Origin of the sequence: Pedococcus sp. KACC 23699 (assembly GCF_045348425.1) — a bacterium.
GTDB lineage: Bacteria > Actinomycetota > Actinomycetes > Actinomycetales > Dermatophilaceae > Pedococcus.
The window spans coordinates 2,337,838-2,363,957 of sequence record NZ_CP157483.1 but is presented as its reverse complement, the minus strand read 5'-3'; the positions used below and the strand labels follow the sequence as shown (position 1 = coordinate 2,363,957).

The following is a 26,120-nucleotide window of genomic DNA, read 5'->3' as shown; positions in this document are numbered from 1 at the left end:
GCGGTCACTTGGCCCGGCGACGCGACGAGGCCTTCTTGGCGCTCGGACGCACCACGTCCTCGCCGGCCTCGGCGGCGGCTGCGGCGAGCCCCAGGCCGTAGTCGGCCAGGGCGTCGACCAGGGCGTTCGAGGACGCCTCTGGCGCCAGGACGTCGACCCGCAGGCCGTGCTCCTCGGCAGCCTTCGCGGTGGCCGGACCGATGCAGGCGATGACCGTCGACGGGTGCGGCTTGCCGGCAATGCCGACGAGGTTGCGCACCGTGGAGGACGAGGTGAAGACCGCGGCGTCGAACTGACCGCCCTTGATGGCCTCACGGATCTCGGCGGCCGGCGGGGCGGCGCGGACGGTCCGGTAGGCGGTCACGTCGTCGACCTCCCAGCCCATCTCCACCAGGCCCGCGACGAGGGTGTCGGTCGCGATGTCGGCGCGGGGCAGGAACACCCGGTTGATGGGGTCGAGCACCTCGTCGAAGGGCGGCCAGTCGGCCAGCAGGCCGTTCGCCGACTTCTCGCCGGACGGCACCAGGTCGGGCACGATGCCCCACTCGCGCAGGGCCTCGGCCGTGACACCACCCACCGCAGCGACCTTGAGACCGGCGAAGGCGCGGGCGTCGAGCCCGAACTCCTCGAACTTCTCGCGGACCGCCTTGACGGCGTTGACGGAGGTGAAGCCGATCCACTCGTAGCGCCCGGTGACCAGGCCCTTGACCGCGCGCTCCATCTGCTGGGGCGTGCGCGGCGGCTCGACACTGATCGTCGCGACGACCTCGGCGGTGGCGCCGTAGGACTCCAGCCGCGCGATGGTCCCGCCGGACTGCTCCTTGGTCCGCGGGACCAGGACGTTCCAGCCGAACAACGGCTTGGTCTCGAACCACGACAGCTGCTCGCGCAGGCTGACCGTCGAGCTGACCACGGCCAGGGCCGGGAACTCCACGGTCTTCATGGCCGTGGCGACCTCGCCGAGCGTGGTGACGCGCGTCGACTGGCGGATCGTGGTGCCGCGCTCGGTCAGGGCGACCGGGCTCGACGCGGGACGTCCGGCGGCCAGCAGCTTGGCCAGGGCACCGGACAGGTCGTCCGGGGCCCCGAGCAGCACGACGGTGACCGACTCGGTCGCCGAGGCGGACCAGTCGACGGACCGGTCGTTGGCCGCGATGACGTGGACCGCAGGGGAGCTGCTCGAGGTCAGCGGGATGCCTGCGTAGGCCGGGACCGCGGAGACGGCGCTGACGCCGGGGACGATGTCGAAGCCGATGCCGGCCTTCTGGCAGGCAAGGGCCTCCTCGGCGAGGCCGTTGAAGGTAGCCGGGTCGCCGTCCATGAGGCGGACGACCAGCCCACCCTGGGCGGCCTTGGCGGCCTTGACGACGAGCTTGGCCCGCATCGCGTGGGTGAGCGGCTGTCCGTGGTCGCCGTGGCCGGCGTCGACGACCTCGACGTCCGGTCGGCAGTGGCGGGCGACGACGTCCTCGCGGGCGACCTGGTCGATGACGACGACGTCAGCCCTGGCGAGGAACTCGATCGAGCGCAGGGTCATCAGACCCGCGTCGCCGGGGCCGGCGCCGACGAAGGCGACTCGACCCGGCTGGCGGGTGGGCTTGGTGGTGGGCTGGGTGCGCGTGGGGCTCACGTGGCACGCTCCGTGCTGTCGTTTTCTGGGCGGCGGTCGGGGGCGGCGAGCGGAGGAGCTCCGTTCGCCCCTGGTGGGTCGGGTGGCCGGTGGAGGCTGGTGGCCGGGGCGGTCGACCCGGTGGTCGGGGTCGGCGGTCGGTCCTCCGGCCCGCGCAGCACGTCGGCGCCGTCCTCAAGGAGGACCTCGGCGAGGCGGTGGCCGAGTGCGGTCGCTTCGGCGACGGGGCCGACCAGCGAACGCCTCAGGTCGACCGAGCCGTCGACGGCACCGACGAAGGCGCGCAGCGACAGCTCGAGGCCGTCCTCACCCTCGACGACCTCGGCCAACGCACCGACCGGCGCCGAGCAGCCGGCCTCGAGCGCGGCCAGCACGGCTCGTTCGGCGCTCACGCAGGCGCGGGTGTCGGGGTCGTCGAGCACGGCGAGCGCGGCACGCGTGGTCTCGTCGTCCTCGCGGCACTCGACGGCGAGGGCGCCCTGCCCGGGCGCGGGCAGCATCTGCAGGGGGTCGATCGACTCGGTCACCTCGTCGAGGCGCCCGAGCCGGGCCAGCCCGGCGCGGGCCAGGACCACGGCGTCGAGGGCGCCGTCGTGGACCATCGAGATGCGGGTGTCGACGTTGCCGCGGATGTCCCTGAAGGACAGGCCCATCCCGAGTGCGGCCAGCTGCGCGACGCGGCGCGGGGAACCCGTGCCGACGACGGCGCCCTCCCCCAGCTCACCGAGGGTGCGGCCGTCGGAGGCGACCAGGACGTCACGCGGGTCTTCACGGACCGGGACGGCGGCGATCGCCAGTCCGGGCTCGGGCGCGGTGGGCAGGTCCTTGAGCGAGTGGACGGCGAAGTCGACCTGCCCAGCGAGGAGCGCTCGTCGCAGGGCTGCGGCGAAGACGCCCGTCCCGCCCAGGCTCGACAGGGACTCGCTCGAGGTGTCGCCCTCGGTGACGATGGTGACGAGGTCCACCGTGTGGCCGAGGGCCCGCAGGCGGTCGGCGACCCAGGAGGACTGGGTCGTGGCCAGCGCGCTGCGGCGGGTGCCCAGCCGCAGCGTCAACGGCTGTCTCGCCTGCGCCGGTCCGGTGGCGGGTGCCGTCGTGGAGGTGGCGCTCACGGCATACCTCCACGCTGGGGCGGCACGGACGCAGTGACGGCCTCGCCAGGGCCCAGGTCGAACAGCTCTCGCAGGGCCTGCGCGTACCCGTCGCCGTGACCGCCCACGGCGAGCTCCTTCACGCGGACGGTGGGGGTGTGCAGCAGCTTCTCGACGATGCGGTGCACCGCGAGCTGCACCTCGGCCCGCTGGGTCTCGTCGAGGCCGGGCAGCCGCTGCTCGAGGCGCGACAGCTCGCCCGCGACCACGTCAGCAGCGTGCGAGCGCAGGGCGGCGACCGTCGGGGCGACGGTCTCGGCGGCGCGGGAGGTGAGGTAGGCGGCGACCTCACCGATGACGAGGTCGGCGACCTCCTGGACCTCGCTCGAGGTCGCGCCGCCGGACAGGTCCGCGCCGAGGGAGGCGAGGCCGGCCAGGCTGACACCGTTGAGCGAGTCCACCTCGGGGGCGACGTCGTGCGGCAGCGCGAGGTCGATGTAGGCCTGCGGGCGGCCGGCCCGCAGCACCTGGGCGTCGGCGGCGCCGGCGAGGTCGACGACGACCCCGGTCGAGCCCGTGCACGAGATCACGACGTCAGCCCCCGCCAGCGCCCGGGCCAGGTCGGCGAGCGGGCGCGCCGTGCCGCCGGTGCGCTCGGCCAGCCGGGTGGCCTTGGACAGGGTGCGGTTGACGATCGTCAGCGAGCGCACACCTCGACGCGACACCGTGGCCGCGGCGAGCGAGCTCATGCCGCCGGCTCCGACGACCAGGACGTCCAGACCCGAGAGGTTGCCGAGCTCGCGCTCGGCCCGGGACAGCCCGGCCTCGACGAGGGACACGCTCACCGAGTCGATGCCGGTCTCGGTGTGGGCCCGCTTGCCGACGCGCAGCGCCTGCTGGAACAAGGTGTTGAGCGAGGACCCGGCGTGGCCGGCGCGCTGGGCCTCGCGCAGCGAGGTGCGCATCTGGCCGAGGATCTGGGCCTCACCGACCGCCATCGAGTCCAGGCCGCAGGCCACGGTGAAGGCGTGCGCGATGGCGCGGTCCTCGTAGTGCACGTAGAGGTGCTCACGCAGCTCGTCGCGCGACACCCCGGTCACCTCGGTGAGCGCGTCGGTGATGTCGGTGACCGCACCGTGGAAGGTGAGGGACTCGGCATACACCTCGGTGCGGTTGCACGTGGAGACCACGGTGACCTCCGAGAGGTTGTCGCGGCTGAACAGGTTGGCTGCGAGCTCCGAGCGCCCCTCCGGGCCCAGGGACATCGACTCGAGCAGCGGCAGCGGGGCAGTGTGGTGGGACAGGCCGAGGATCACCAGGCTCATCGGGCGACCACCGCGGCGACGTCGAGGGCGCCCTGTGCCGCGAGCGACTTGCGCTGCTCGTGGAAGGCGAGGATCTGCAGCTCGGTGGACAGGTCGACCTTGCGGACGTCGACGCCCTCGGGGACGACGAGCACGCAGGGGGCGAAGTTGAGGATCGAGCGGACACCGGCGCCGACGAGCTGGTCGCACACCGACTGCGCCGAGGCCGCGGGCGTCGCGATGACCCCGATGGCCAGGCCCTGGTCGGTGACGAGCGAAGGGAGCGTGTCCATGGGCTGCACGGGGAGGCCGGCGATCTCCTGCTCGTGCAGGGCCGTGTCCTGGTCGAGCAGCGCGACGACGCGGAAACCCCGGGTCGCGAAACCGCTGTAGGCGGCGAGCGCGTGGCCGAGGTTGCCCATGCCGACGATGGCCACGGGCCAGTCCTGGGTGAGGCCGAGCTCGCGCGAGATCTGGTAGGCGAGGTGGTCCACCTCGTAGCCGACGCCGCGGACGCCGTAGGACCCGAGGTGGGACAGATCCTTGCGGAGCTTGGCACTGCGGACTCCGGCGGCAGCGGCCAGCTCCTCGGAGGAGACCGAGGTGATGCCTCGCTCCGCGAACCCCGTCAGGGCGCGCAGGTACTCCGGCAACCGTGCCACCGTGGCGTCGGGGATGCCCCGACGAGCGCTCGGGTCGGCAGACAACGTCTTCTCCGGCTCCTTCAGTTCATGCAGCGTCCGCACCTGGCTGACGCGGGCTGCGCCAGCCAGATTACGCCTTTGTGAACCGATGCACAAAGTCACAAGCAGGCACCTGCGGACCCGCGTGAGCCACGTCACCACGCGCCCCTCAGGGCCCCACGGACAGGGATGGCGGGGGCGCCTGGCAAGGGTATGGATGCCCCTCGCTGCGCGCCTTCGGGCTCAGCCCTGCAGGGCAGCGCGGAGACGGGCCTCGTCGACCCGCCAGTAGTCGTGCTGCCGGCCGTCGACGAACGTCACCGGGATCTGCTCGCCGTACCGCTCCATCAGGGCGGGATCGTCGAGCACCGAGTCCTCGACCCAGTCGACGCCCAGGTCTGCCGCCACTCGGGCGACCACGGCACGGGCGTCGTCGCACAGGTGGCAGCCGGGCTTGCCGAGCAACCGGATCCGGGGCTGTGCGCGCTCGTCGCTCTGCGTGGGTTCGGGCACGAGCCAAGCGTATGCCGCGTCATGGGCTGATCGCCGGTCCATGAGTTGCCGTGCGACGGGCTACAGGTGCGTACGACTGTGGCGCAGGTCTCCTGACAAACGCCTCGGGATCGGCGAAACTGTCCGACCAGGAGGTTCCCCCATCTGGAAACACCCACGTCGCCGTGCCGCGGACCCGTTCGCGGGGCTCCGCGCTGCCGTCTGCGCCATCCCGACGGTCGTTCCCACGACGGTGGGTGGCTCGAGCGCTGCGGGGTGGGGGCCTGGCCGAGCCGCCGCCCCCGGCGGGCACGGCGTCCCCGACGGGCACGGGATGGGACCGGCGACGCGGGCCTTCCTCGACCAGCTCCAGACCGTCCTCAGCATCGCGGGCGACGCCGGCACCCTGGGCGGCGGGAGCGGTGGCAACGCCGACCGTGGGCGGGCAGCCCGAGCCGGGTTCGGGCCCGGTGAGGCACCTCAGGACTTCGAACGCATCAGCGCGCTGGTCGAGCTCGCGCAGGGTGGCGACGCCGAGGCGTTCGGCATGCTCTACGAGCGCTACGTCGACGTCGTCTACCGCTACGTCTACGTCCGCGTCGGGGGCCAGCAGCTCGCCGAGGACATCACCTCCGAGACCTTCCTGCGGGCGCTGCGGCGGATGGACTCGTTCTCCTGGCAGGGCCGCGACATCGCGGCGTGGTTCATCACCATCGCCCGCAACCTCATCACCGACAACGCCAAGTCGGCGCGCTTCCGCATGGAGGTGACCACTGCCGACATGCTCGACGCCGACCGGCGGGTGGACGGCCCGGACCAGGAGGTGCTCGCCCGGCTGCGCGACGAGCGGCTGCTCACCGCGGTGAAGAACCTGCGGCCCGAGCAGGCCGAGTGCGTCGTCCTGCGGTTCCTGCAGGGCCTGAGCCTCGCAGAGACCGCCAAGGTCCTCGGCAGGTCCGAGGGGGCGGTCAAGCAGCTGCAGCTGCGGGCGGTCCGTTCGCTGCACCGGGAGCTCGCCGATGTGGACCTCTGAGCCCAACGGGCCGTCGGCCACTGCCCTCGGATCGACCGCCGACCCACGGATCGCTCGGCTGCGTAACTTCAGCCCCGGCACGTCGTTCTCAGCACGGAAGACCGCGACCGAGCTGGGGAGGGAGGTGTCGGCATGCCAGTCCTGAACCGCTCGGCTGACCGTTTCCAGCGAGCCCTGGAGGGCGAGCGCCCGGGCGACGAGAAGCTCGAGCCGCTCCTGCAGACCAGTCGGCGCCTGCTGTCCGTGGGCGTCCCGGCGCCCGGTCCGGATGCCGAGTTCGTGGCAGCACTGCGCGTCCGTCTGATGGCCGAGGCACGGACGCTGCCGACCCCTGCCTCGCCGGCCGCCCGGGCCACAGCTGCCCGTCGAGCCGCGGCGCCCGTGGTCGTCGTCGTCGGTCGTGGCCTGCCCCGCGCCCTCGCCGGTGCTGCAGCGTCCGCCCTCCTCATCGGTGGAGTGGTCGGCGTGGCCTCCCGCACCGCGGTGCCGGGAGATTCGTTGTATCCCGTGAAGAGCTGGATCGACGGCGTCGCGGTCCGCCTCGCCACCAGTGACTACGAGCGGGGCACGACCTACCTCGGGCAGGCCCAGGAGCACATCTCGGACAGCCGCGAGCTCGCCTCCCGGCCCGACCCCGACAGCCACGACATCGATGTCGCCCTGGCCGCGGCAGCCAGCTCGGTGCAGGGCGGACAGCGCGCCCTCGACCGCGACTACGCCACCACCGGGAACCCGCAGGCCCTGCTCGCCGAGCGCGACTTCACCGCCCGCGCCCTACCCCAGGTCGAGGCGCTGCGCACCGAGGTGCCCGTGGCCTCCCTCCCGGCGCTGGGCCGCCTGGAGTCCCTGCTGCGCGAGTCGCAGCTCGCCACCGCGCGCCGGGTCGCGGCGTGCGGCACCCCGTGCGGGGAGGCCCTGACGTCCAGCCTGGGTCCGAGCTCGCTGCCGAGCCTGGCGACCACGCGGGGCGCCGGCAGCCCGACGCGGACCGCGCGGTCGAGCCCCACGTCCTCCCCCGCACCGGTGCCCGGCACCATCACCGTCCCCCAGGCGCCGGTCACGGGTGGAGCCGGCGGAGTGGGCGGCCTGGGCGCACCGCAGCCCGGCGTCACCGCAGGCACCGGTGGGGTCACCCTCGGCGACAGCGGCACCGGCGCCACCCTCTCGACCGGCGGCGCCACGGCCCACCTGCCCACGATCACGGCGACGTTGCCCCTGCCCTCCGGCACGGTCTCGGTGCCGCTGCCGTCGGCGAGCGTCGGCACCGGCGGGGTGACGGCCACCGTCCCGGGTTCCACGCTGGGACCCGTGACGCTGCCGGGCGCGACCATCACACTTCCCTGACACCTGCCCAGTAGCCGGCCGCGAAGAGCTGACCGGTCGGTGCTCACCGGCAGGGCTGGCCGGTCGGGTCAGCTGCTCAGAAGAAGACCGAACGGCGCTGCATCAGCAGCGAGTAGAGCGTCTGCTGGATCGTCTCGCGCACCTGGTCGGTGAGGTCGAAGACGAGCATCGGGTCGTCCGCCGCCCCCGGGCCGAGGTCCGCGGTCTCCACGGGTGCCCCGAACTCGATGATCCACTTGCTGGGCAACGGGATCAGGCCGAGCGGGCCCAGCAGGGGCCACGTGGGGGTGATCGGCGCGTACGGCGCACCGAACAGTCTCGCCACGGCCTTCATGTTGCCGATGATCGGGTAGATCTCCTCGGCACCGACGATGGAGCACGGGATGATCGGCGCCCCGGTCCGCAGGGCGGCAGAGACGAAGCCGCCGCGGCCGAACCGCTGGAGCTTGTAGCGCTCGCTGAACGGCTTGCCCACGCCCTTGAATCCCTCGGGCCAGACACCGCACAGCTCGCCGTTGGACAGCAGCCGCTCGGCGTCGGGGTGCGCCGCCAACGTCGATCCTGACTTCCGGGCGACCTGACCGACCACGGGGGTCTGGAACACCAGGTCGGCGCCCAGCATGCGCAGGTGGCGGTGGGCAGGATGCTCGTCGTGGACGGCGACCTGGGTCATCAGGGAGTCCATGGCGATGGTCCCGGAGTGGTTGGCCACGACCAGGCCACCACCCGTGGCCGGGATGTTCTCGATGCCGCGGACCTCGACCCGGAACCACGAGCGGTAGAGGGGGCGAAGCACGGGCAGGTAGAAGTGCCGTGTGAAGTCCTCGTCGAAGCCGAACTCGTCCACGGAGTAGTCGCCGGTGATCCGACGGCGGATGAAGGACAGCATCGAGGCGAGGTGGCGCTCGACGTCCTCGGGTGAGACCCCAGCTGCTTCGGCCACCACCCGGACCGCGGCGATGCCTGCGGTGAGCAGCTCCTCCACCCCCGGGGCGATGCTGCGAGAGCTCGTGGCGGGAGCCGGGACGGCCAGCTCCACCGGCAGCACGGCATCGTCAGGAACGGCCTTGAGGACCCGCGTGGGACGTGCCTCGCTGGTCGCGACCGCCGCTGCCCGCTTCCTCGACGACCCGGTCGACCTCGACGAGGCCGAGCGGCCGACGCGGGTGGACTTGGCGGTTCGCGCACCGGACCGGGCGACGGCCTTGCGGCTCGGGACCGCCTTGGCCACGGGGCGGGGACGGTGCTTGGCCGTGGCGTCCGACGGGGAGGGCGCCGATGAGCGGGCCCTGGCCGGGGCCGCACTGGCCGAGGCGGTGGAGGCGGTGGAGGCGGTGGAGGTGGAGGCGGTGGAGGTGGAGGCGGCAGCAGGCACTGGCGTCGGGGCGGAAACGCTCTTCGCGTGCTCCGCGGCCGCCTGGATCAGCGGGGTGCTGCGGCGCTTGGCCCGTTCCCCGGACGCGCGGGCAGCCCCGGCCGCCAGCGCCCCCTTGCGCGGTGCCGCCGACTTCGAGGTCACGGCCTTCTTCACGGCTTTCTTCGTGGTGCTCTTCGTGGCCTTGGCCCGGTTCGCACCCACGGAGGTCCTCGTGGTCGACGCCGCGCCCGCGGTCGCCTCCGTCTCCTTGCTGGCAGCCATCAGTCGTTCCTCCCTGCCGCCCAGACGTGACTGATCGCATTCGCCGCCGAGCCGGCCACGCCGGATACCGCCGCACCCAGGGCGGCCGCGCCGGGAAGGGCGGAGGGGATCCCGCGGACGTAGTCGGCAAACGCCTCACGGGTGGTGAAGGCCGGCTCGAAACCCAGCACGTCACGCATCCGGCGGGTGTCGAGCCCGCGGCCGTAGGCGAGGAACTGGATCTGGTCGCTGCTGAAGTCGGCGAGCCCGGACCGCTTGACCATGAGGCCGAAGATGCCCGCCGCCGGCATCGGCACGGGCAGGACCGGGCGACCGGCCATGGCTGCTGCCTGCGTCACCGTGATGATGCCGTCGCCGGAGATGTTGGTGATGCCCGCGGACGGACCGGTGGTGGTGAGCAGCAGCGCTCCGATGGCATCGCTCTCGTGGACGAACTGCAGCCGGGCGTCGTACCCGAGCGGCACGGGCACGAAGGGCAGGGCGAAGTAGTCGGTGAGCGAGGTGCGGATGCCGGGGCCGATGATGTTGGCGAAACGCAGCATGGAGATCTCGACGTCGGGCCGTCTCCGGGAGAAACCCCGGACGTAGCCCTCGACCTCGACCGAGTCCTTGCCGAAGCCCGCACGCGGCAGCGCTTTGGGGCCCATGTCCTCGGTGAACATGGCGGGGTCCCGCGGGCTGGAGCCGTAGACCGCCGCCGAGGACTTGACCACGAGCCGGCGGATGCTCGGCGCCTTCTGGCACGCAGCGAGCAGCTGCATGGTGCCGATGACGTTGATCTCCTTCTGGGAGGTCCGGCCACCGGCGTGCGTCGGCGTCGCGATGACGTTCATGTGCACGACCGTGTCGACCTCGGACTGCGCGATGATCTTGCCGATCATCGGGTTGCGGATGTCGGCGCGCACGAACTCCGCGCGACCGATGTCGTGCGGCGGAGGGATCACGTCGACGCCGATGACGCGCGACACCGAGGGGTCACGGGTGAGCTGCCGGGCGAACTGCCCACCGAGGTAGCGGGAGACACCGGTCACGAGGACGACGTCAGCCACGGCCACCTCCCCTGGGTCTCGCGGTCACGGTCAGATGCGGTTGCGAGCGGGCCCGCATCTCGCAGTCGTTGCCACCCTACAGAGCGAAGGTGGGCCGCCGTAGGGCCTGCCCCGGACGTGGACGCGGCGCTCGTCACACCCGAGGGCCCCGCCGGCTCGCGTGCCGCCGCTCGGAGCGCCGGCGTTCGGGGCGCCGCCGTTCGGGGCTGCGGCCCAGGCAGCTCCGGAACACGGCAAAGGCCCCCGCACCGCGGGGGCCTTTGATCACTTCTTGTTGCGACGCTGGTGGCGAGTCTTGCGCAGAAGCTTGCGGTGCTTCTTCTTCGCCATCCGCTTGCGGCGCTTCTTGATGACAGAGCCCATGAGTGTCCTTGTGGTCGTTGGTCGTGTTGCCGGACGGGGCAACGAACCAACGCACCACGCCGAACAGTGAGGGCCACTCTAGCGGCCCCGCACCGCGCATCCCAAACCCGGTCCCACGCAGGCGGCGACGCGGACCGGGAAGGACCGCGGCACGAGTCCGTTTCGGGCGAGGAGCAACCCCGACGTCGGCAGCTCGTTCGGGTGCCACGACCGCCGTGCCTGGACAGCTCCTGCCAGCTCACCGGGTCGGCGGCGACCGCTGCCACGGACGAGTCCGCGGTCATCCCGCCTGGCTCGGTCTACCTCGTGACGCAGCTCTACACGGGCGCGAACGTCGACGTGTTGGTCACCGCGGTGGACAACCGCTGACGCGACCTACCGCCGAACGCACACCGAGGGCGGGCCGGGACTCTCGTCCCGGCCCGCCCTCGGTGTCTGTTGCAGCCTGGCTGGTGATCAGGCGGTGTCGACGTACGAGGTGCGCAGGTACTTGTGCACGGCATCCTCCGGAACCCGGAAGGACCGACCGACGCGGATGGCGGGAAGCTCACCGGCGTGCACCATGCGGTACACCGTCATCTTCGACACGCGCATGATCGAGGCCACCTCGGCGACGGTCAGGAACCGCACCTCGGCGAGCTGTCGCTCGTTGGACATTGGAAACCTCGATCTTCTACACGCGCGCATCGCCGGCTTCCCCTCCGGCGGACTCCTACGCTCGTGCAAGGGGAACTGTAGGGGCTCATGTGACTCATGGGGAAGTCAAAGGGAAAAGTTGGTCCCCTCTGTCCAGTCGACACGCCGTACAGATCGAACAGTTCGCCCGAACGGGCCTCGCTCAGTCGAACCACACGTCGAGGCCGTGGAGGGGGAAGACCGCCTGCCGGGTGGCCATCACCGACCGGTCCACCTCGCTGTGCGGGTTGTAGCCCATGTCCCAGGGCTGGTGCCAGATCGGGCCCTCGGCGGGGTCGAGGTCGCCCATCCGCCGGGGCCCCTCGCGACCGAGGAGGGTCCGCACGTGCTCGAGCCACCCGGCCGGCACGGCCGCGGTCAACGGCACGGGATGGTGGGCGGCGATGGCGGTCAGGTGGGTCCACGAACGCGGCACCACGTCGACGACCTCGTAGCCTCCGCCGCCGAGGGCGACCCAGCGGCCGCCGCACACCTCGTGGGAGAGCCGGTGCAGGGCATCGGCCGCGGCTCGCTGCGCGTCGACGGACAGGGACAGGTGGGCCAGCGGGTCCTGGGCGTGGGTGTCGCACCCGTGCTGCGTCACGAGCACGTCGGGCCGAAAGGCCCTGACCAGCGGCAGCGCGGTCGAGTGCAGGGCCCGCAGCCAGGCCGAGTCGCCCGTGCCGGGAGGAAGGGTGACGTTGACCGCCGACCCCTCGGCGCCCGCCCCACCGATGTCACCGGCGAAGCCGGTGCCGGGGAACAGCGCCCGCCCCGACTCGTGCAGGGACACGGTCATGACCCGGGGGTCGTCCCAGAAGGCCCGCTCGACGCCGTCGCCGTGGTGGACGTCGACGTCGACGTACGCCACGCGCTCTGCGCCGTGGTCCAGGAGCCACTGGATGCCCACGGCGACGTCGTTGTAGATGCAGAAACCGGCGGCGTTGCCCGGCATCGCGTGGTGCATGCCGCCGCAGAAGTTCACCCCGTGCTCGGTGCGCCCCTCCCACACGTCCGCGCACAACGCCCTGGTGCCCTCGGCGATGCGGGCGCTCGCCTCGTGCATGCCGGCGAACGCAGGGTCGTCCTCGGTGCCCAGGCCGCGGGAGGTGTCGGCACCGTCGGGGTCGAGCGAGGCGGCCCGTACCGCGGCGATGTAGCCGACCTCGTGGACGCTCGCGAGCACCGCGTCGTCGGGAACCCCCGGGCTGAACACCTCGACGCCCTCGGAGTCGAAGACCCCGAGCTCCTGGCAGAGTCGCGCGGTCAGGTCGAGACGGACCGGGCTCATGGGATGGCCCGGCCCGAAGTTGTAGGCGGTGAAGCCTGGGTCCCAGACCACCCGCACCTGTGAGGGCATGCGGGAACGCTACCCGTGCGTAGCCGTCGGTGGACAGCACGGTCCCACCAGCAGGGACGCGGTAGCGTGGCGGCTCACGTCGACGAGGCCGCGGAGGGCTGCTCAGGTGGGTAAGAAGCTGTACGACGACGACGTCCTGGTCATAGGGCTGGGCCGCTTCGGCGGAGCCGTCGCCATCGAGCTCCAGCGGCTCGGGCACCACGTCGTCGCCGTCGAGCGCGACCACGAGCTGGCCGAGACGTTCCTCGGCAAGGTGACCAAGATCGTCCAGGCCGACGCCAGCCAGCCGCAGGCTTTCGCCAACCTCAAGGCCCGCAGCTTCAAGCTCGCCGTCGTCGGCATCGGCTCGTCGGTCGAGGCCTCGGTGCTGTGCGCGATGAACCTCGTCGACGCCGGCATACCGACGATCTGGGCGAAGGCACTGACTCCCGAGCACGCACGGATCCTCGAGCGGATCGGCGTACACCACGTCATCTCGCCCGAGGCGGACAGCGGCCGCCGGGTCGCGCACCTGCTCAACGGCAAGCTCATGGACTACATCGAGTTCGACGACGGCTTCGCCATCGTCAAGATGAAGCCGCCGCAGGAGGCCATCGGGTTCACGTTGGCGCAGAGCCAGATCCGCAGCAAGTACGGCGTCACGATCGTGGGCGTCAAGGCACCCGGGCAGGACTTCACGTATGCCGTGCCGGAGACCAAGGTCACCGCCCACGACACGCTCATCGTCAGCGGACCGACGGACCTGCTCGACCGGCTGGCCTCCCGGCCCTGACCCTCAGAGCGAGGGGGTACCGCGGTCCGCGCCGAGCGGCAGGACCATGGCCACCTCGTCCTCCTGGTCCTCGCCAGCCTGCTGGACGCGCATCGGGCGCCGGCTGTCGGTCGGCCGGAAGCCGCAGCCGCTGGCGAACGCGACGGCCCGGCCGTTGTCGGACCCGACCCAGTAGGCCAGGTGGCTGCGTCCCGCCGAACGGGCCTCGTCGGCACCCGCATGGACGAGCCGCGTGGCCACGCCGGTGCCACGAGCGGCCGGAGCGACCCACAGACCGAAGATCTCCGCGACCCGGTCGTTGTCCTCCTGGGACTGCCCGACGCTCACGATGCCGACGGTCTGGCCGTCGGCCTCGGCGAGCAGCCGCGGCGAACGACGCAGGCGCGTGCGCCAGAACTCCTCGTCGTAGGCGCGTTCCTCTTCGAGGGAGGCCGCGAAAGCCTCCGGGGACTCCTCGAGAGCACTGAGGCGGGCGGTCTTGTACTGCTCCCACTCGTCCTCACCCAGCCGGCGCACGGTGATGTCGCTCATGCGGACCACTCTCGCACGACAGGGCCGGATCCGTTCACCGAGATCGCGCAGAGTTCACCGTGGGAATGCCGTGCGGTCGCACAGGACCCGCTCCATCTCGAACTCGCCCACACCCGGGAAGTGCGGCAGCTCGCCGGTCCTGCCGGTGCGCACGAACCCGAGCCGCTCGTAGAACGCCCCGGCCCGGCCGTTCTCGTCGGCGACGTCGAGGGTGATCCGACGCAGGCCGAGCGCGGCAGCGTGCTCGAGCAGCGCGCCGACGAGGGCGTCCGCGACGCCTGTGCCACGGGCGTGGGCCGCGACCCACATCGCCACCAGGGACGCCTCGTCGTCGGGCTGGCTCGGCGCGTGGAACAAGGTCACCGACCCCAGGGGAAGGTCCCCCTGCAGGGCGAGCCAGGAGGACCCGTCGCGGATCCGGTCCAGCCACACCTGGTCGTCGAAGGCGATCTCGCGGGCGAAGGTGCTGCCGTACGCCCGCGGCACGTCGAGCAGCATCGCCAACCGCACGGCGCGGTGCAGCCGCCACTGGTCGCGCACCACGCGGCACACGACGAGGTCCTCGCCCCGCGCGTCACCGCGAGCGGCGGATGGAAGCCGATCCCCCTGAGACGCAACGTCTTCCACGTGGTTACTCATGCCCCGAGGCGAGCTCGTGCGAACGGTTGGCGGCGGCCTCCATCGCGGTGATGAACGCCGCGCGCACCTTGTGGTCGTCGAGCTGGCGCAGCGCTGCCGCCGTCGTCCCGCCCGGCGAGGTCACCTGCTCGCGCAGGACGGTCGGGTGCTGCCCCGTCTCGCGCATCATCGTGGCCGCACCGAACAGCGTCTGGACCACGAGCTCGGTCGCTGTCGGGCGGGGCAGGCCGAGGACGACGCCTGCCTCGATCATGGCTTCGACGACGTAGAAGATGTACGCCGGTCCCGAGCCGCTGATCGCCGTGACGGCGTCCTGGTGCTTCTCGGCGACCTGGATGACCCGCCCACAGGAGCGCAGCAGCTCGGCCGCCTCCTCGACGTGGGCGGCGTCGGCGCTGCGGCCGGGGCTGATCGCGGCCATTCCCTGGTCCACGAGGGCGGGGGTGTTGGGCATGACGCGGACCACGGCCACCCCTGCGGGCAGCCGGCTCTCGAGCCACGCGGTCGGGATGCCGGCGGCGAGGCTCACGACGAGGTTGCCCGCCGACACGTGGTCGCTGATCTCCTCGACCAGCAGCCCCATGTCCTGCGGCTTCACCACGAGCACGAGGGTGTCGGCCGCCTCGGCGGCGGCGACGTTGGACAGCGCCCGCACGCCGTACTGCGCGGCCAGCGCATCGGCGCGTCCGGGCCGGCGGGCGGTGACCACGAGGTCCTCCGCCGGACGCCCGGACCTGATCAGGCCCGAGAGCAGCGTCTCGCCCATCGTGCCGGCACCGAGGATCGCGACAGTTCCCATGGGGTCAGTCTGGCAGCCGCGGACCGACTGGGGCGCGTCAGTTCCTGGAGGCGAGACCCCGCAGGAAGAACATCGTGTTGGCGGGGCGCTCGGCCATGCGGCGCATGAGGTAGCCGTACCACTGCTCGCCATACGGGATGTAGACGCGCACCTGGTCGCCGCGGTCGGCGATGCGCTTCTGCTCCTCCGGACGGATGCCGTAGAGCATCTGGTACTCGAACGAGGAGGCGTCGCGCTCGTGGTGCGCAGCGAGCGCCCCGGCGATCTCGATCAGTCGCGGGTCGTGGCTGGCGACCATCGGGTAGCCGTCACCGGCCATGAGGATCTTCAGGCACCGCACGTAGTTCTGGTCGACGTCGGCCGAGGACTGGTGGGCGACCGACTCGGGCTCCTTGTAGGCGCCCTTGCACAGGCGCACCCGGCTTCCCTCGTGCGCGAGGTCGCGGCAGTCGGCCTCGCTGCGGCGCAGGTAGGACTGGATGACCGCACCGACCCACGGGAAGTCCTGGCGCAGCTCGCGCAGCGACTCCAGCGTGGCGTCGGTGGTGGTGTGGTCCTCCATGTCGAGCGTCACCGTCGTACCGGCGTTCGCGGCCGCCTGGCAGATCTCGCGCGCGTGGTCGAGGGCGATCTTGTGGCCGTCGCCGGGCAGGTACTGGCCGAGCGCGGACAGCTTGAGGCTCACCTCGCCCATGCCGTGCTGGGACAGGTCGGCGTCGGCGAGGGCCTTGAGGAGCTCGAGGTAGTGGTCGCGGGTGCGGATCGCCTGGGTGAGGTCGGTGGTGTCCTCACCGAGGTAGTCGATGGTCGCGAGGCGGTTGGTGGCCCGGAGCTCGGCCACCGCCGCGACGGCGTCGCGGGTGGCGTCGCCGGGGACGAACCGCCTCACGACGCTGCGGCTCACCGGCGCCTTCTCGATCGCCGAACGCACCTGTCCGCTCTTGGAGAGCTGGAGCAGGGTGTTGCGCAGCAGGTCACTGGCGTCCACTGGGGTCCTTCCGACGTCGACGAGGAGGCCGCGAGGCCGCCCACAAGGCTAGCCTCCGCCCGTCCGGACCACGTTCGGGGGCAGGACGGTGAGGTGTGGCCCCGCTTCGTGCCCCCAAGTGCGGGAGACGACGACGCGGGTATGCCGCGTGGTTGCCTCAGGGCGTTCGACGACGCAGCGTGAAGCTGCCCAGGACCAGAGAGGCCACGACCCAGCCGAGGATGACGACGGCGTCGGTCGTGATGTCGGCGCCCGGCGCGGTGCTGGTCGTCACCGTCTTCATGGCGTCCACGGCATACGACAGGGGCAGCACGTCCGAGATGGCGCCGAGGACGTCGGGCAGGCGGTCGCGGGCGACCAGGAGACCGCAGAGCAGGAACTGCGGCAGGACGAAGGCGGGCATGAACTGCACGGCCTGGAACTCGGTCCGTGCGAAGCCGCTCGCCAGCAGGCCGAGGGCCGAGCCGAGCACGGCATCGAGGACGGCGACGACGACCAGCTGCCACAGCGGCCCGGCGACGTCCAGGCCGCAGACCCAGACCGCGAACCCCGTGGCGACCAGGGCCTGCAGGACCGCCATCACCCCGAAGGCGAGGGCGTAGCCGAACATGAAGTCGCCCTTGCCCATCGGCGTCGTGAACAGCCGCTCCAAGGTGCCGGACGTCCGCTCGCGCAGGGTCGCGACGCTGGTCACGATGAACATCACGACGAAGGGGAAGACGCCCAGCAGGGGCGCACCGAGGCCGTCGAAGACCGGGGTGTCCTGGAAGATCCAGGCCAGCAGCCCGATGAGGACGCACGGAACGACGAGCATGAGGGCGATGGTGCGGTGGTCGCCTCGCAGCTGGGCCAAGACCCGGCCGGCGGTGACGAGGGTGCGGTGGAGGTTCATCGGGCGGCCTCCTCGGCGCGGGCGATGAGCGCGAGGAAGGCGCCCTCGGCATCCGTGGTGCCGGTGCGCTCGAGCAGCTCCGGCAGGGTGGCGTCGGCGAGGACCTCACCCTCGCGGAGCAGCAGGAGCCGGTCGCACCGGGCGGCCTCGTCCATCACGTGGCTCGACACGAGCAGCGAGCGACCCTGGGCTGCGAGTCGGGCGAACAGGTCCCACAGGTCACGTCGCAGGACGGGGTCGAGCCCGACGGTGGGCTCGTCCAGGACGAGGAGCTCGGGGTCGCCGACCAGCGCGCAGGCCAGCGAGGCGCGCGAGCGCTGGCCGCCGGACAGCCGCCCGGCTGCGGCGTCCGCGTGGCTGCCGAGGTCGACCGCGGCGATCGCCTCCTCGACGGACTCGCGGGACGCCCCCAGGACGGAGGCGAAGTACCGGACGTTGGCACGGACGCTGAGGTCGTCGTAGATGCTCGGGCTCTGGGTGACGTAGCCGATCCGGTCGCGCAGGCCCGGCGACCCAGCAGGCTCGCCCAGGACGCGCACCGAGCCGCCGGCCACGACCTGCACCCCGACGATCGCCCGGATGAGGGTGGACTTGCCGCTGCCGCTCGGGCCGAGCAGGCCGACCACCTGACCCGCCGGCACGCGCACGGACAACCCCGGGAGGACGGTGCGGCCGCCGCGCACCACCCGGAGCCCCTCGATCTCCACGGCGCTATTCATCATGCGATGAAATATACGCCTCGAGCGGGCGCCCGACAAGGGGTGCACCCCCTCGGAGCGACCCACCGGAGCAGCCCTGGGAGCGGTCCTCAGGGCGGTCCTCAGGGCGGGTGTTCGGAGGGACCCTCAGGGCGGAGGGGCGAGGTACTGCTGGATGGTCGGCCCGAGCATCGCCGCGAGCTCGTCGTGCGTGGCGTCGACGACCGCGGGGAACTCCACGATGTAGCGCATCACCGCGAGCCCCACCATCTGCGACGCGGCCAGCCCGGCCCGGAGCTCGAGCTCGTGCGGTGGCTGACCGGCTGGGGAGAGCTCGCGCAGCACCCGGCCGAAGACCTCACGCGTGAGGAACTCGCGCAGCATCACGGTCGCCTCCTGGTGGGTCAGGGCCGATCGGATCAACGCCTGGAACCGCTCCCGCCCCTCGTCCCCGTCCCAGACACCGAGGAAGGTGCGGACCAGGCTCTCCCCGACCTGGTCACGAGGCCCCCGCACCACGGCGGCGATGAGCGCCGCCGGGTCGGCGGGGATGTCCATGACCTCGGCGAAGAGCGCAGCCTTGCCCCCGAAGTAGTGGTGCACCAGGGCCGGGTCCACCTCGGCCCGGCGAGCGATCCCCCGGACCGACGTGGCGTCATACCCCTGCTCGGCGAAGTCGGCGCGGGCGGCGGCGAGGATCGACGCCTTCGTGTCGGTGCCTCCCGGCCGCCGGCCACGGGGGCTCACGACGTACCTGGGACGGACGCGGTGGCGAGGTGCAGGCGGGCGAAGGCCAGGGCCTCGGCGAGGTCGATCTCACGCTGCTCCGGCAGCAGCTTGCGGGTGCCGACCTCGACCACGACGGATCCCGCGTAGCCCTGGCCTGCAAGCATCTCGAGCAGCTCCGCGCACGGCTGCAGGCCCCGGCCGGGCACCAGGTGCTCGTCCTTGAGGGAACCGAGGCCGTCGGCGAGGTGGATGTGGGTGAGCCGTGGGCCGAGGACGCGCGCCATCTCCATCGCGTCGGAGCCTGCGGTCGCAGTGTGCGACAGGTCCAGCGTCACGTGGTCGTAGGCCTGCGAGACCGGGTCCCAGTGGGGCAGGTAGGCCTCGAACTCCCGCTGCCGGGCCCGCCACGGGAACATGTTCTCGACGGCCAGGGCGACGCCGCTCTCGTGCTCGCGCATCGCGACGCCCTCGACGAAGTCCCTGGCGTACTCCTTCTGCCACCGGAACGGCGGGTGCAGCACCACGGTGGAGGCACCGACCTCCTGGGCCAGCTCGATCGAGTTGTCGACCTTGGTCCACGGGTCCGGACCCCAGACCCGCTGGGTGAGGAGCAGGGTCGGCGCGTGCACCGAGACGATCGGGAGCTCGTGCAGGTCGCTGAGCGCCCGGAGCGCCCCCGCCTCCTGCGTCACCGGGTCGGTCCAGACCATCACCTCGACGGCGTCGTACCCCAGCCGCGCGGCCATGGCGAACGCCGCCGCACTGTTCTCCGGGTAGACCGAAGCGGTCGACAGGGCCACGGTGGCACCGGGAACCGTGACCGCGGAAGGCATGGGCCGAGACTACCGATGACCGTCGCAGCCGGTTCGGGGACGGGCCACCTGAGGCCCCTACCCGCGACACCTCCTGACCGTGGGTCAGCGCATGCTGTCGAGCCGGTTGAGGATGATCCCCTCGCGCAGCGCCCACGGGCAGATGTCGAGCCGCTCGAGGTCGAGGAGGTCCATCGCGGCCTCGGCGACGAGCGCACCGGCAAGCACCTGCCTGGCCCTGCTCGGCGAGACCCCGGGCAGCTCGGCTCGTTGAGCCGCGTTCCTCCCGGACACGGTGCCCACGAGGTGGGCGAGCGCCGAGCGCTCGAGGTGGCGAGCCGCATACGGTCCATCACTGCTCGGTGCGGCTCCGCTGATGCGCGCCAGCGAGCGCAAGGTCTTGGAGGTGCCGACGGCACGGTCCGGCGCCCCCGCCTTGGTGAGTGGGCGGATGTCACCGGCGAGGCGCACCCGGATGGCGCGACGTGCCTCCCGGATCACGTCCGGGTCGGGCGGGTCACCGGGGAGCAGGTCGCGGGTCAGTCGACCGGCACCGAGGGGCAGGCTCACCGCCACGTCGGGCTCCTCGTCCATCCCTGCGGCGAGCTCGAGCGAACCGCCGCCGATGTCGACGACGAGCAGGGTGCCGCTCGACCAGCCGAACCACCGCCGCGCCGCGAGGAAGGTCAGCCGGGCCTCGTCCTCGCCCGACAGCACCCGGAGGTCGACGCCCCGCTCGGCGCGGACCTTGGCGAGGACGTCCTCACCGTTGGGGGCCTCGCGGATCGCGCTCGTGACGAAGGCCATGACCTCCTCGACGCCCTGGTCCTCGGCCACGGTCAGGCACTCGCCGATGAACCTCGACAGCGCCCTCTCCCCGGTCTCGGAGATGCGACCGTCGTCGGTGACCTGCTCGGACAGGCGCAGCTCGATCTTGTGGGACGTGGCGGGCAGCGGCTGGGCCCCGCGGTGCGCGTCGACGACCAACAGGTGCACCGTGTTGGAACCGACGTCGACCACTCCGAGGCGCATGGCCCCACGCTAGTGGTGAGTACCGGCGCTCAGGCGCCCCCGTCCGGTGGTTGGGGACACTGCCCGGTATGCCGCTCCCAGCCGACCAGCCGCTCCCCTCGGCCCAGCCGGGCCCCTCCCCCCGCCGCACGTGGCCGGTCACCGCTGCCGCCGTCCTGCTCGGGTGGTGCTTCAGCGCCTGGGTCCTGTTCGTCGCGGCGATCAACGCGGCGGCGTTCTTCGGCGAGCAGCCCACGCGGGACGAGAACATCGAGTCGGGGCTCGCCCTGGCGACCGCCGCCGTCCCCCTCGTGCTGCTCGCCGTCGTGGCGGTCCGCTGGGGCAGCAGGTGGGGGATCCTGCTGCTGCTGGGGCCGGCGCTCCTCCTCGTGCCCATGGGTCTGGAGTGGGCCGGCAGCGCCGGCAACGCCGACACCACGAGGGATCCTGCACCGCAGCGGCCCATGGCCTGGTCCGACCTCGGCGGTGAGCTGCTGCGACCCGGCTGGGCGCTCACCGTGGTGCTGCTCGTTCTCCTCGCCGTCTCGGTGGCGCGTTCCCGGCGCGCCACCGGGACGGCGTCGGACCGCCACCGACAGTGAGCGCTCTGGCACGTAGGGTTGCCCCGTGGTTGAGACCCCGCTGGACACGGCACGCATCTGGGTGGAGTTCGCCGACCCCGCCGACACCGGTCAGCGGTTCCGCTGCGACCTGACCTGGCTCACCTCGAGCTGGACCTGCATCTTCGGCAGCGGCTGTGAGGGCATCTACGCCGACCGCCCCGACGACGGGTGCTGCACCCTCGGCGCGCACTTCACCGACGACGACGACCTCCAACGGGTCAAGAAGGTCGTCAAGGAGCTCGGCGAGGACGAGTGGCAGCTGCACCCGGGCTCGACCAAGGTCTCGGCCTGGACCGAGCCGGAGGACGACGCCACCAAGACCAAGGTCGTCGACGGCGCCTGCATCTTCCTCAACCGCCCGGGCTTCCCCGCCGGCGCCGGCTGCGCCCTGCACCAGCACGCCGTGCTGCACGGCAAGGAACCGCACACGGTCAAGCCCGACGTCTGCTGGCAGCTGCCGATCCGCCGCACCTACCGCAAGGTCGAGATGCCGGACGGGTCGTCGTGGCAGGAGGTCAGCATCACCGAGTACGACCGCCGCGGCTGGGGCCCCGGTGGCCACGACCTCGACTGGTACTGCTCGAGCAACCCGCAGGCCCACGTCGGCCGCGAACCGGTCTTCCGCAGCAACCGCGGCGAGCTCGTCGAGCTGATGGGCGAGGAGGCGTACGCTGAGCTCGAGATCCGCTGCGAGGCACACCTCGCCAGCGTCAAGGCTGCTCGCAACGCCTACTCCCGCAAGATGCTCCCCCTCCTCGTCCACCCGGCGACGCTCGCCGCGCAGGAGGGTCGCAAGCGCCGGTGACCGAGCCGACACCGTCACCGCACGAGCCCACGCCGAGCCCCAACATCTGGGACTCCCCCGACGTCTACGAGGTGGAGAACCTCGGCGTCGACCGCGACGGCCTCGTCGAGTCGGCCATGGCGGCCCTGCACCCGTTCGCCGGTGCCGACCTCGTCGACGTGGGCTGCGGCACCGGGTTCCACCTGCCGCGGTTCCTCGAGCTGGGCTGCGCGAGCGTCGTCGGCGTCGAGCCCCACCCGCCCCTGGTCGACCTGGCCAGGGAGCGCACCGCCGGTATGGCGCGGGTGCGGGTCGAGGAGGGCGTCGCCCAGTCCCTGCCCCTCGAGGACGACAGCGTGGACATCGCCCACGCCCGGTGGGCCTACTTCTTCGGGGCCGGCTGCGAACCCGGGCTCCGCGAGCTCGAACGCGTGCTGCGCCCGGGTGGGACCGCGTTCGTCATCGACAACGACGCGACCCGGTCGACGTTCGGGCGCTGGTTCAGCCGCGCCAACCCGTCCTACGACGCCCTGGCGGTGGAACGGTTCTGGGCTCGCCAGGGCTGGTCGCGCGAGCGCCTCACCATCCGGTGGGACCTCGACACCCGGGCGGACCTCGAGGCCGTGGTCCGGATCGAGTTCTCCGAGACCGCTTCCGAGGGGATCCTCGCCGAGCACGAGGGGACCGGCGTCGACTACGCGGTCAACCTGTGGTGGCACCGCTTCTGAGCCCTGTCGGGGCTGCCACGTAGGTTGTCGCCATGGCAACCAAGGCGTCGACCAAGTCGGCCGGATACCGCTGCTCCGAGTGCGGCTGGACCGCACCCAAGTGGGTCGGTCGCTGCGGCGAGTGCCAGTCCTGGGGCACCGTCGGGGAGGTCGGTGCGGTCACCGTCCGGACCACGGCCGCGGCCCGGGTCGAGCGCCCGGCCCTGCCCATCGGGGAGGTCGACGTCCGCCGCGCCGAGGCGCACCCGACCGGCGTCGGTGAGTTCGACCGGGTGCTCGGCGGCGGGCTCGTCCCCGGCGCGGTCGTGCTCGTGGCCGGCGAGCCCGGCATCGGCAAGTCCACCCTGCTGCTCGACGTCGCAGCCAGGGCTGCCCGGTCCGGCGAGGGCCGGACGGTCCTCTACGTCAGCTGCGAGGAGTCCGCGGCCCAGGTGCGCATGCGGGCCGAGCGGATCGAGGCGATGGCCAAGACCCTTTACCTCGCCTCCGAGACCGACCTGGCCACCGTCCTCGGCCAGATCGAGGCGATCAAGCCCGACCTGGTCGTCATCGACTCCGTGCAGACCATCTCCAGCGGCGAGATCGAGGGGTCGGCCGGCAACGTCAGCCAGGTGCGTGAGGTCGCGGCATCGGTCATCCAGGTCGCCAAGTCCCGCGGCATCGCCACGCTCCTCGTCGGCCACGTCACCAAGGACGGCTCGATCGCCGGGCCACGCGTGCTCGAGCACCTCGTCGACGTCGTCGTCCAGTTCGAGGGCGACCGCCACTCCCAGCTGCGCCTCGTGCGCGCGGTGAAGAACCGCTACGGGCCCACCGACGAGGTCGGCTGCTTCGAGCTCTCGGACGTCGGCATCGTCGGGCTCCCCGATCCGAGCGGCCTGTTCCTCTCGCGCGGGACGCTCACCGTGCCCGGCACCTGCGTCACCGTGACCCTCGAGGGCCGCCGCCCGCTCATGACCGAGGTGCAGGCGCTCGTGGCCAAGAGCGAGATCCCGACCCCGCGCCGCGCCACGAGCGGCCTGGACTCCGCGCGGGTGGCCATGATCATCGCGGTGCTCGCCAAGCGGGCCGGTGCACCCATCGGCAGCTCGGACGTCTACCTGTCGACGGTCGGCGGGGTGCGACTCACCGAGCCCGCCTCCGACCTGGCCATCGCCCTCGCGGTCGCGAGCTCGGTCATGGAGCGGCCCCTCAAGGAGAACTCGATCGCGTTCGGGGAGCTCGGCCTCGCCGGAGAGCTGCGGGCCGTGTCCGGCATCCCCCGCCGGCTCGCCGAGGCGGCCCGCCTGGGCTTCCGCACCGCCTACGTCCCGGCCGGCGTCCTCGGCAACGGGCCCATGCCCTCCGGGATGGACGTCGTGGAGTGTGCCGACATCCGCAGCGCGGTGCACTCCGCTCTGCAGGCCTCGCACGGTTAGACTCGCGACACACCGGACCGGCGGCATACCAAGGGGTTTGACAAGTGGATCTTCGCGAGGACGACGCGCTCCGCGCGACCCTCGCCGCAGTGGCGCCGGGCACCGAACTCCGTGACGGCCTCGAGCGCATCCTGCGCGGCCGCACCGGCGCCCTGATCGTCCTCGGCTACGACCGCACCGTCGAGAGCCTCGCGACGGGCGGGTTCCCGCTCGACGTCGAGTTCTCGGCGACCCGCCTGCGCGAGCTGGCCAAGATGGACGGCGCGATCGTCGTCGACCGCGAGGTGTCGCGCATCCTGCGCGCGGCCACCCAGCTCGTCCCCGACCCGTCGATCGAGACCAGCGAGTCCGGCACGCGTCACCGCACCGCCGAGCGCGTCGCCAAGCAGACCGGCTACCCCGTGGTGTCGGTGAGCCAGTCGATGCGCATCGTCGCGCTCTACGTCGACGGCCGCCGCCACGTGCTCGAGGACTCCCTGGCGATCCTGTCCCGCGCCAACCAGGCCCTGCAGACCCTGGAGCGCTACAAGTCACGTCTCGACGAGGTCACCGGCACCCTGTCGGCGCTCGAGATCGAGGACCTCGTCACCGTCCGCGACGTCGCCAGCGTGCTGCAGCGCCTGGAGATGGTGCGCCGGATCCGCGACGAGATCTCCGGGTACGTCGTCGAGCTCGGCGTCGACGGCCGCCTCCTCACGCTGCAGCTCGAAGAGCTCACCGGCGGCCTCGGCAACGACCGCGAGCTCGTCATCCGTGACTACCTGCCGGTCAGCCGCGCGGGGCTCAGCCTCGACCAGGCCATGGCCGCGCTCGAGGAGCTCACCTCCACCGAGCTGCTCGACCTGTCGGCCGGCGCCAAGGCGGTCGGCTTCGCGATCGGCGGCGACGCCCTCGACTCCGCCGTCAGCCCGTGCGGCTACCGCCTGCTCAGCAAGGTCCCGCGCCTCCCGGGGGCGATCGTGGACCGGCTCGTCGACCACTTCGGGAGCCTCCAGAAGCTCCTGGCCGCCAACCTCGAGGAGCTGATGGACGTCGAGGGGGTCGGCGAGGGCCGGGCCCGCGCCGTCCGCGAGGGGCTGTCGCGCCTCGCCGAGTCGAGCATCCTCGAACGCTACGTGTGACCGGGCCCGCCGTCGGGGCCGCCGCACCCGAGCGGCTCCACGAACGCGTGCTGGAGTGGTACTCCGGCGCCCAGCGCGACCTGCCCTGGCGACGCTCCGACGCGACCGCCTGGGGCATCTTCGTGTCCGAGGTCATGCTGCAGCAGACACCGGTCGCCCGGGTGCTGCCCGTCTGGCTCCAGTGGATGCAGCGGTGGCCCGAGCCCGCTGACCTTGCAGCGGAGGCTCCTGGCGAAGCGGTCCGTGCGTGGGGACGGCTGGGCTACCCCAGGCGCGCGCTGCGCCTGCACTCCGCTGCCGTCGCCATGACCGAGCGGCACGGCGGCAAGGTGCCGATGAGCGAGGCCGAGCTCTCGACCCTGCCCGGGGTCGGCGCCTACACCGCGGCTGCCGTGGCCACCTTCGCTTTCGGTGAGCGCACCGTCGTCGTCGACACCAACGTGCGTCGGGTCATCGCGCGCGTCGTCACCGGCGACCAGCACGCCGCAGCCACTCCCACCCGAGCAGAGCACACGCTCGCGGCCAGCCTCGTCCCGCAGGAGCCGGAGGTGGCCCGCGCGTGGAGTGTCGCCGTGATGGAGCTCGGTGCGCTCGTGTGCACGGCCCGGGCACCCCGTTGCGGCGAGTGCCCCGTCCTCGACCTGTGCCAGTGGCAGCTCGCTGGCCGGCCCGCCCACGAGGGCCCGCCACGGCGCGGTCAGGCCTGGGCCGGCACCGACCGCCAGATGCGCGGGGCGCTCCTGCGCCGCCTGCGGGAAAGCCCCGGCCCGGTCCCTCGTGCCGAGCTGGAGGCGGTGTCCACCAACATCATCCAACGTGAACGCTGCCTCGACTCCCTGGTGGCCGACGGCCTGGTCGAGCCGCTGGCGCACGGCTTCTTCCGCCTCCCGGGCTCGCGCGGGACCAGCTGAG

General features: G+C 72.3%; 29 protein-coding genes. 10 read left to right on the top strand and 19 right to left on the bottom strand.

The window, feature by feature from the left end:
- Window positions 1-4: 4 nt before the first annotated feature.
- From ABEG17_RS11115 to ABEG17_RS11095, 5 genes are all read right to left on the bottom strand, one after another.
- Complete coding sequence (locus ABEG17_RS11115; protein WP_406829537.1) at window positions 5-1,630, bottom strand: uroporphyrinogen-III synthase; 1,626 nt, start codon at window positions 1,628-1,630, stop codon at window positions 5-7.
- Complete coding sequence (gene hemC, locus ABEG17_RS11110) at window positions 1,627-2,742, bottom strand: hydroxymethylbilane synthase (RefSeq protein WP_406829536.1); 1,116 nt, start codon at window positions 2,740-2,742, stop codon at window positions 1,627-1,629. Before hemC ends, ABEG17_RS11115 begins: the two co-directional genes overlap by 4 nt.
- Window positions 2,739-4,046, bottom strand: a complete 1,308-nt coding sequence (locus ABEG17_RS11105; RefSeq protein WP_406829535.1) for a glutamyl-tRNA reductase — start codon at window positions 4,044-4,046, stop codon at window positions 2,739-2,741. The genes hemC and ABEG17_RS11105 overlap by 4 nt, the downstream gene beginning before the upstream one ends.
- Window positions 4,043-4,732: a redox-sensing transcriptional repressor Rex gene (locus ABEG17_RS11100; RefSeq protein ID WP_406829534.1), complete on the bottom strand. Its 690-nt coding sequence runs from the start codon at window positions 4,730-4,732 to the stop codon at window positions 4,043-4,045. Before ABEG17_RS11100 ends, ABEG17_RS11105 begins: the two co-directional genes overlap by 4 nt.
- Window positions 4,733-4,951: 219 nt before the next feature.
- Window positions 4,952-5,221, bottom strand: a complete 270-nt coding sequence (locus ABEG17_RS11095; protein WP_406829533.1) for a glutaredoxin family protein — start codon at window positions 5,219-5,221, stop codon at window positions 4,952-4,954.
- A 313-nt stretch (window positions 5,222-5,534) separates the two neighbouring features.
- On the opposite strand from ABEG17_RS11095, the gene ABEG17_RS11090 reads away from it, so the two are divergent.
- Complete coding sequence (locus ABEG17_RS11090) at window positions 5,535-6,233, top strand: sigma-70 family RNA polymerase sigma factor (protein WP_406829532.1); 699 nt, start codon at window positions 5,535-5,537, stop codon at window positions 6,231-6,233.
- 132 nt (window positions 6,234-6,365) lie between these two features.
- Window positions 6,366-7,577, top strand: coding sequence for a DUF5667 domain-containing protein (locus ABEG17_RS11085; protein WP_406829531.1), 1,212 nt, complete (start codon window positions 6,366-6,368; stop codon window positions 7,575-7,577).
- A 76-nt stretch (window positions 7,578-7,653) separates the two neighbouring features.
- On the opposite strand, the gene ABEG17_RS11080 is transcribed toward ABEG17_RS11085, so the two are convergent.
- From ABEG17_RS11080 to ABEG17_RS11070, 3 genes are all read right to left on the bottom strand, one after another.
- Window positions 7,654-9,216 (bottom strand): lysophospholipid acyltransferase family protein, encoded by a 1,563-nt coding sequence (locus ABEG17_RS11080; RefSeq protein WP_406829530.1) that lies wholly within the window; start codon window positions 9,214-9,216, stop codon window positions 7,654-7,656.
- Window positions 9,216-10,265 carry an NAD-dependent epimerase/dehydratase family protein gene (locus tag ABEG17_RS11075; RefSeq protein WP_406829529.1) on the bottom strand — a complete coding sequence of 350 codons (1,050 nt, stop codon included), beginning with the start codon at window positions 10,263-10,265 and terminating at the stop codon, window positions 9,216-9,218. The genes ABEG17_RS11080 and ABEG17_RS11075 overlap by 1 nt, the downstream gene beginning before the upstream one ends.
- A gap of 264 nt (window positions 10,266-10,529) precedes the next feature.
- Window positions 10,530-10,628, bottom strand: coding sequence for a 30S ribosomal protein bS22 (locus ABEG17_RS11070; protein WP_003792170.1), 99 nt, complete (start codon window positions 10,626-10,628; stop codon window positions 10,530-10,532).
- 201 nt (window positions 10,629-10,829) lie between these two features.
- On the opposite strand from ABEG17_RS11070, the gene ABEG17_RS11065 reads away from it, so the two are divergent.
- Window positions 10,830-10,997: a hypothetical protein gene (locus ABEG17_RS11065; RefSeq protein ID WP_406829528.1), complete on the top strand. Its 168-nt coding sequence runs from the start codon at window positions 10,830-10,832 to the stop codon at window positions 10,995-10,997.
- Between the two features lie 87 nt (window positions 10,998-11,084).
- Here ABEG17_RS11065 and ABEG17_RS11060 read toward each other — a convergent pair whose 3' ends face one another.
- Together ABEG17_RS11060 and ABEG17_RS11055 are read right to left on the bottom strand one after the other, a co-directional pair.
- Entirely contained in the window at window positions 11,085-11,285 is a 201-nt protein-coding gene (locus tag ABEG17_RS11060) for a helix-turn-helix domain-containing protein (RefSeq protein ID WP_056915613.1), read from the bottom strand.
- A 181-nt stretch (window positions 11,286-11,466) separates the two neighbouring features.
- Entirely contained in the window at window positions 11,467-12,663 is a 1,197-nt protein-coding gene (locus tag ABEG17_RS11055; protein WP_406829527.1) for an acetoin utilization protein AcuC, read from the bottom strand.
- A 106-nt stretch (window positions 12,664-12,769) separates the two neighbouring features.
- Between ABEG17_RS11055 and ABEG17_RS11050 the strand changes: the two genes are divergently transcribed.
- The gene (locus tag ABEG17_RS11050) at window positions 12,770-13,435 is read left to right on the top strand and encodes a potassium channel family protein (protein ID WP_406829526.1); all 666 of its coding nucleotides are present in this window, start codon (window positions 12,770-12,772) and stop codon (window positions 13,433-13,435) included.
- A 3-nt stretch (window positions 13,436-13,438) separates the two neighbouring features.
- Here the strand turns inward: ABEG17_RS11050 and ABEG17_RS11045 are convergent, their stop codons facing one another.
- The 9 genes from ABEG17_RS11045 to ABEG17_RS11005 form a co-directional block, all read right to left on the bottom strand.
- On the bottom strand, window positions 13,439-13,966 hold the full coding sequence (locus tag ABEG17_RS11045; protein ID WP_406829525.1) for an N-acetyltransferase family protein: 528 nt from the start codon (window positions 13,964-13,966) through the stop codon (window positions 13,439-13,441).
- A gap of 54 nt (window positions 13,967-14,020) precedes the next feature.
- Window positions 14,021-14,509, bottom strand: coding sequence for a GNAT family N-acetyltransferase (locus ABEG17_RS11040; RefSeq protein ID WP_406829524.1), 489 nt, complete (start codon window positions 14,507-14,509; stop codon window positions 14,021-14,023).
- Between the two features lie 88 nt (window positions 14,510-14,597).
- On the bottom strand, window positions 14,598-15,404 hold the full coding sequence (gene proC / locus ABEG17_RS11035) for a pyrroline-5-carboxylate reductase (RefSeq protein WP_406829523.1): 807 nt from the start codon (window positions 15,402-15,404) through the stop codon (window positions 14,598-14,600).
- A 37-nt stretch (window positions 15,405-15,441) separates the two neighbouring features.
- Window positions 15,442-16,392: a proline dehydrogenase family protein gene (locus ABEG17_RS11030; RefSeq protein WP_406829522.1), complete on the bottom strand. Its 951-nt coding sequence runs from the start codon at window positions 16,390-16,392 to the stop codon at window positions 15,442-15,444.
- 157 nt (window positions 16,393-16,549) lie between these two features.
- Complete coding sequence (locus tag ABEG17_RS11025) at window positions 16,550-17,284, bottom strand: ABC transporter permease (RefSeq protein WP_406829521.1); 735 nt, start codon at window positions 17,282-17,284, stop codon at window positions 16,550-16,552.
- Window positions 17,281-18,006, bottom strand: coding sequence for an ABC transporter ATP-binding protein (locus ABEG17_RS11020; protein WP_406829520.1), 726 nt, complete (start codon window positions 18,004-18,006; stop codon window positions 17,281-17,283). The genes ABEG17_RS11025 and ABEG17_RS11020 overlap by 4 nt, the downstream gene beginning before the upstream one ends.
- 123 nt (window positions 18,007-18,129) lie before the next feature.
- Complete coding sequence (locus ABEG17_RS11015) at window positions 18,130-18,729, bottom strand: TetR family transcriptional regulator (RefSeq protein WP_406829519.1); 600 nt, start codon at window positions 18,727-18,729, stop codon at window positions 18,130-18,132.
- Window positions 18,726-19,544 (bottom strand): sugar phosphate isomerase/epimerase family protein, encoded by an 819-nt coding sequence (locus ABEG17_RS11010; RefSeq protein WP_406829518.1) that lies wholly within the window; start codon window positions 19,542-19,544, stop codon window positions 18,726-18,728. Before ABEG17_RS11010 ends, ABEG17_RS11015 begins: the two co-directional genes overlap by 4 nt.
- Before the next feature lie 84 nt (window positions 19,545-19,628).
- Entirely contained in the window at window positions 19,629-20,555 is a 927-nt protein-coding gene (locus tag ABEG17_RS11005; RefSeq protein ID WP_406829517.1) for a Ppx/GppA family phosphatase, read from the bottom strand.
- Between the two features lie 68 nt (window positions 20,556-20,623).
- Here ABEG17_RS11005 and ABEG17_RS11000 point away from each other — a divergent pair, with 68 nt between their 5' ends.
- From ABEG17_RS11000 to ABEG17_RS10975, 6 genes are read left to right on the top strand one after another with little or no spacing between them, the layout of a single operon-like run.
- The gene (locus tag ABEG17_RS11000; RefSeq protein WP_406829516.1) at window positions 20,624-21,136 is read left to right on the top strand and encodes a hypothetical protein; all 513 of its coding nucleotides are present in this window, start codon (window positions 20,624-20,626) and stop codon (window positions 21,134-21,136) included.
- Window positions 21,137-21,161: 25 nt separating this feature from the next.
- The gene (locus ABEG17_RS10995) at window positions 21,162-21,962 is read left to right on the top strand and encodes a hypothetical protein (protein WP_344191849.1); all 801 of its coding nucleotides are present in this window, start codon (window positions 21,162-21,164) and stop codon (window positions 21,960-21,962) included.
- The gene (locus ABEG17_RS10990; RefSeq protein WP_406829515.1) at window positions 21,959-22,669 is read left to right on the top strand and encodes a class I SAM-dependent methyltransferase; all 711 of its coding nucleotides are present in this window, start codon (window positions 21,959-21,961) and stop codon (window positions 22,667-22,669) included. The genes ABEG17_RS10995 and ABEG17_RS10990 overlap by 4 nt, the downstream gene beginning before the upstream one ends.
- Window positions 22,670-22,701: 32 nt before the next feature.
- On the top strand, window positions 22,702-24,087 hold the full coding sequence (gene radA, locus ABEG17_RS10985) for a DNA repair protein RadA (RefSeq protein ID WP_406829514.1): 1,386 nt from the start codon (window positions 22,702-22,704) through the stop codon (window positions 24,085-24,087).
- A gap of 44 nt (window positions 24,088-24,131) precedes the next feature.
- On the top strand, window positions 24,132-25,208 hold the full coding sequence (gene disA, locus ABEG17_RS10980) for a DNA integrity scanning diadenylate cyclase DisA (protein ID WP_406829513.1): 1,077 nt from the start codon (window positions 24,132-24,134) through the stop codon (window positions 25,206-25,208).
- Entirely contained in the window at window positions 25,205-26,119 is a 915-nt protein-coding gene (locus ABEG17_RS10975; RefSeq protein WP_406829512.1) for an A/G-specific adenine glycosylase, read from the top strand. Before disA ends, ABEG17_RS10975 begins: the two co-directional genes overlap by 4 nt.
- The last annotated feature ends 1 nt before the right edge of the window (window position 26,120 follow it).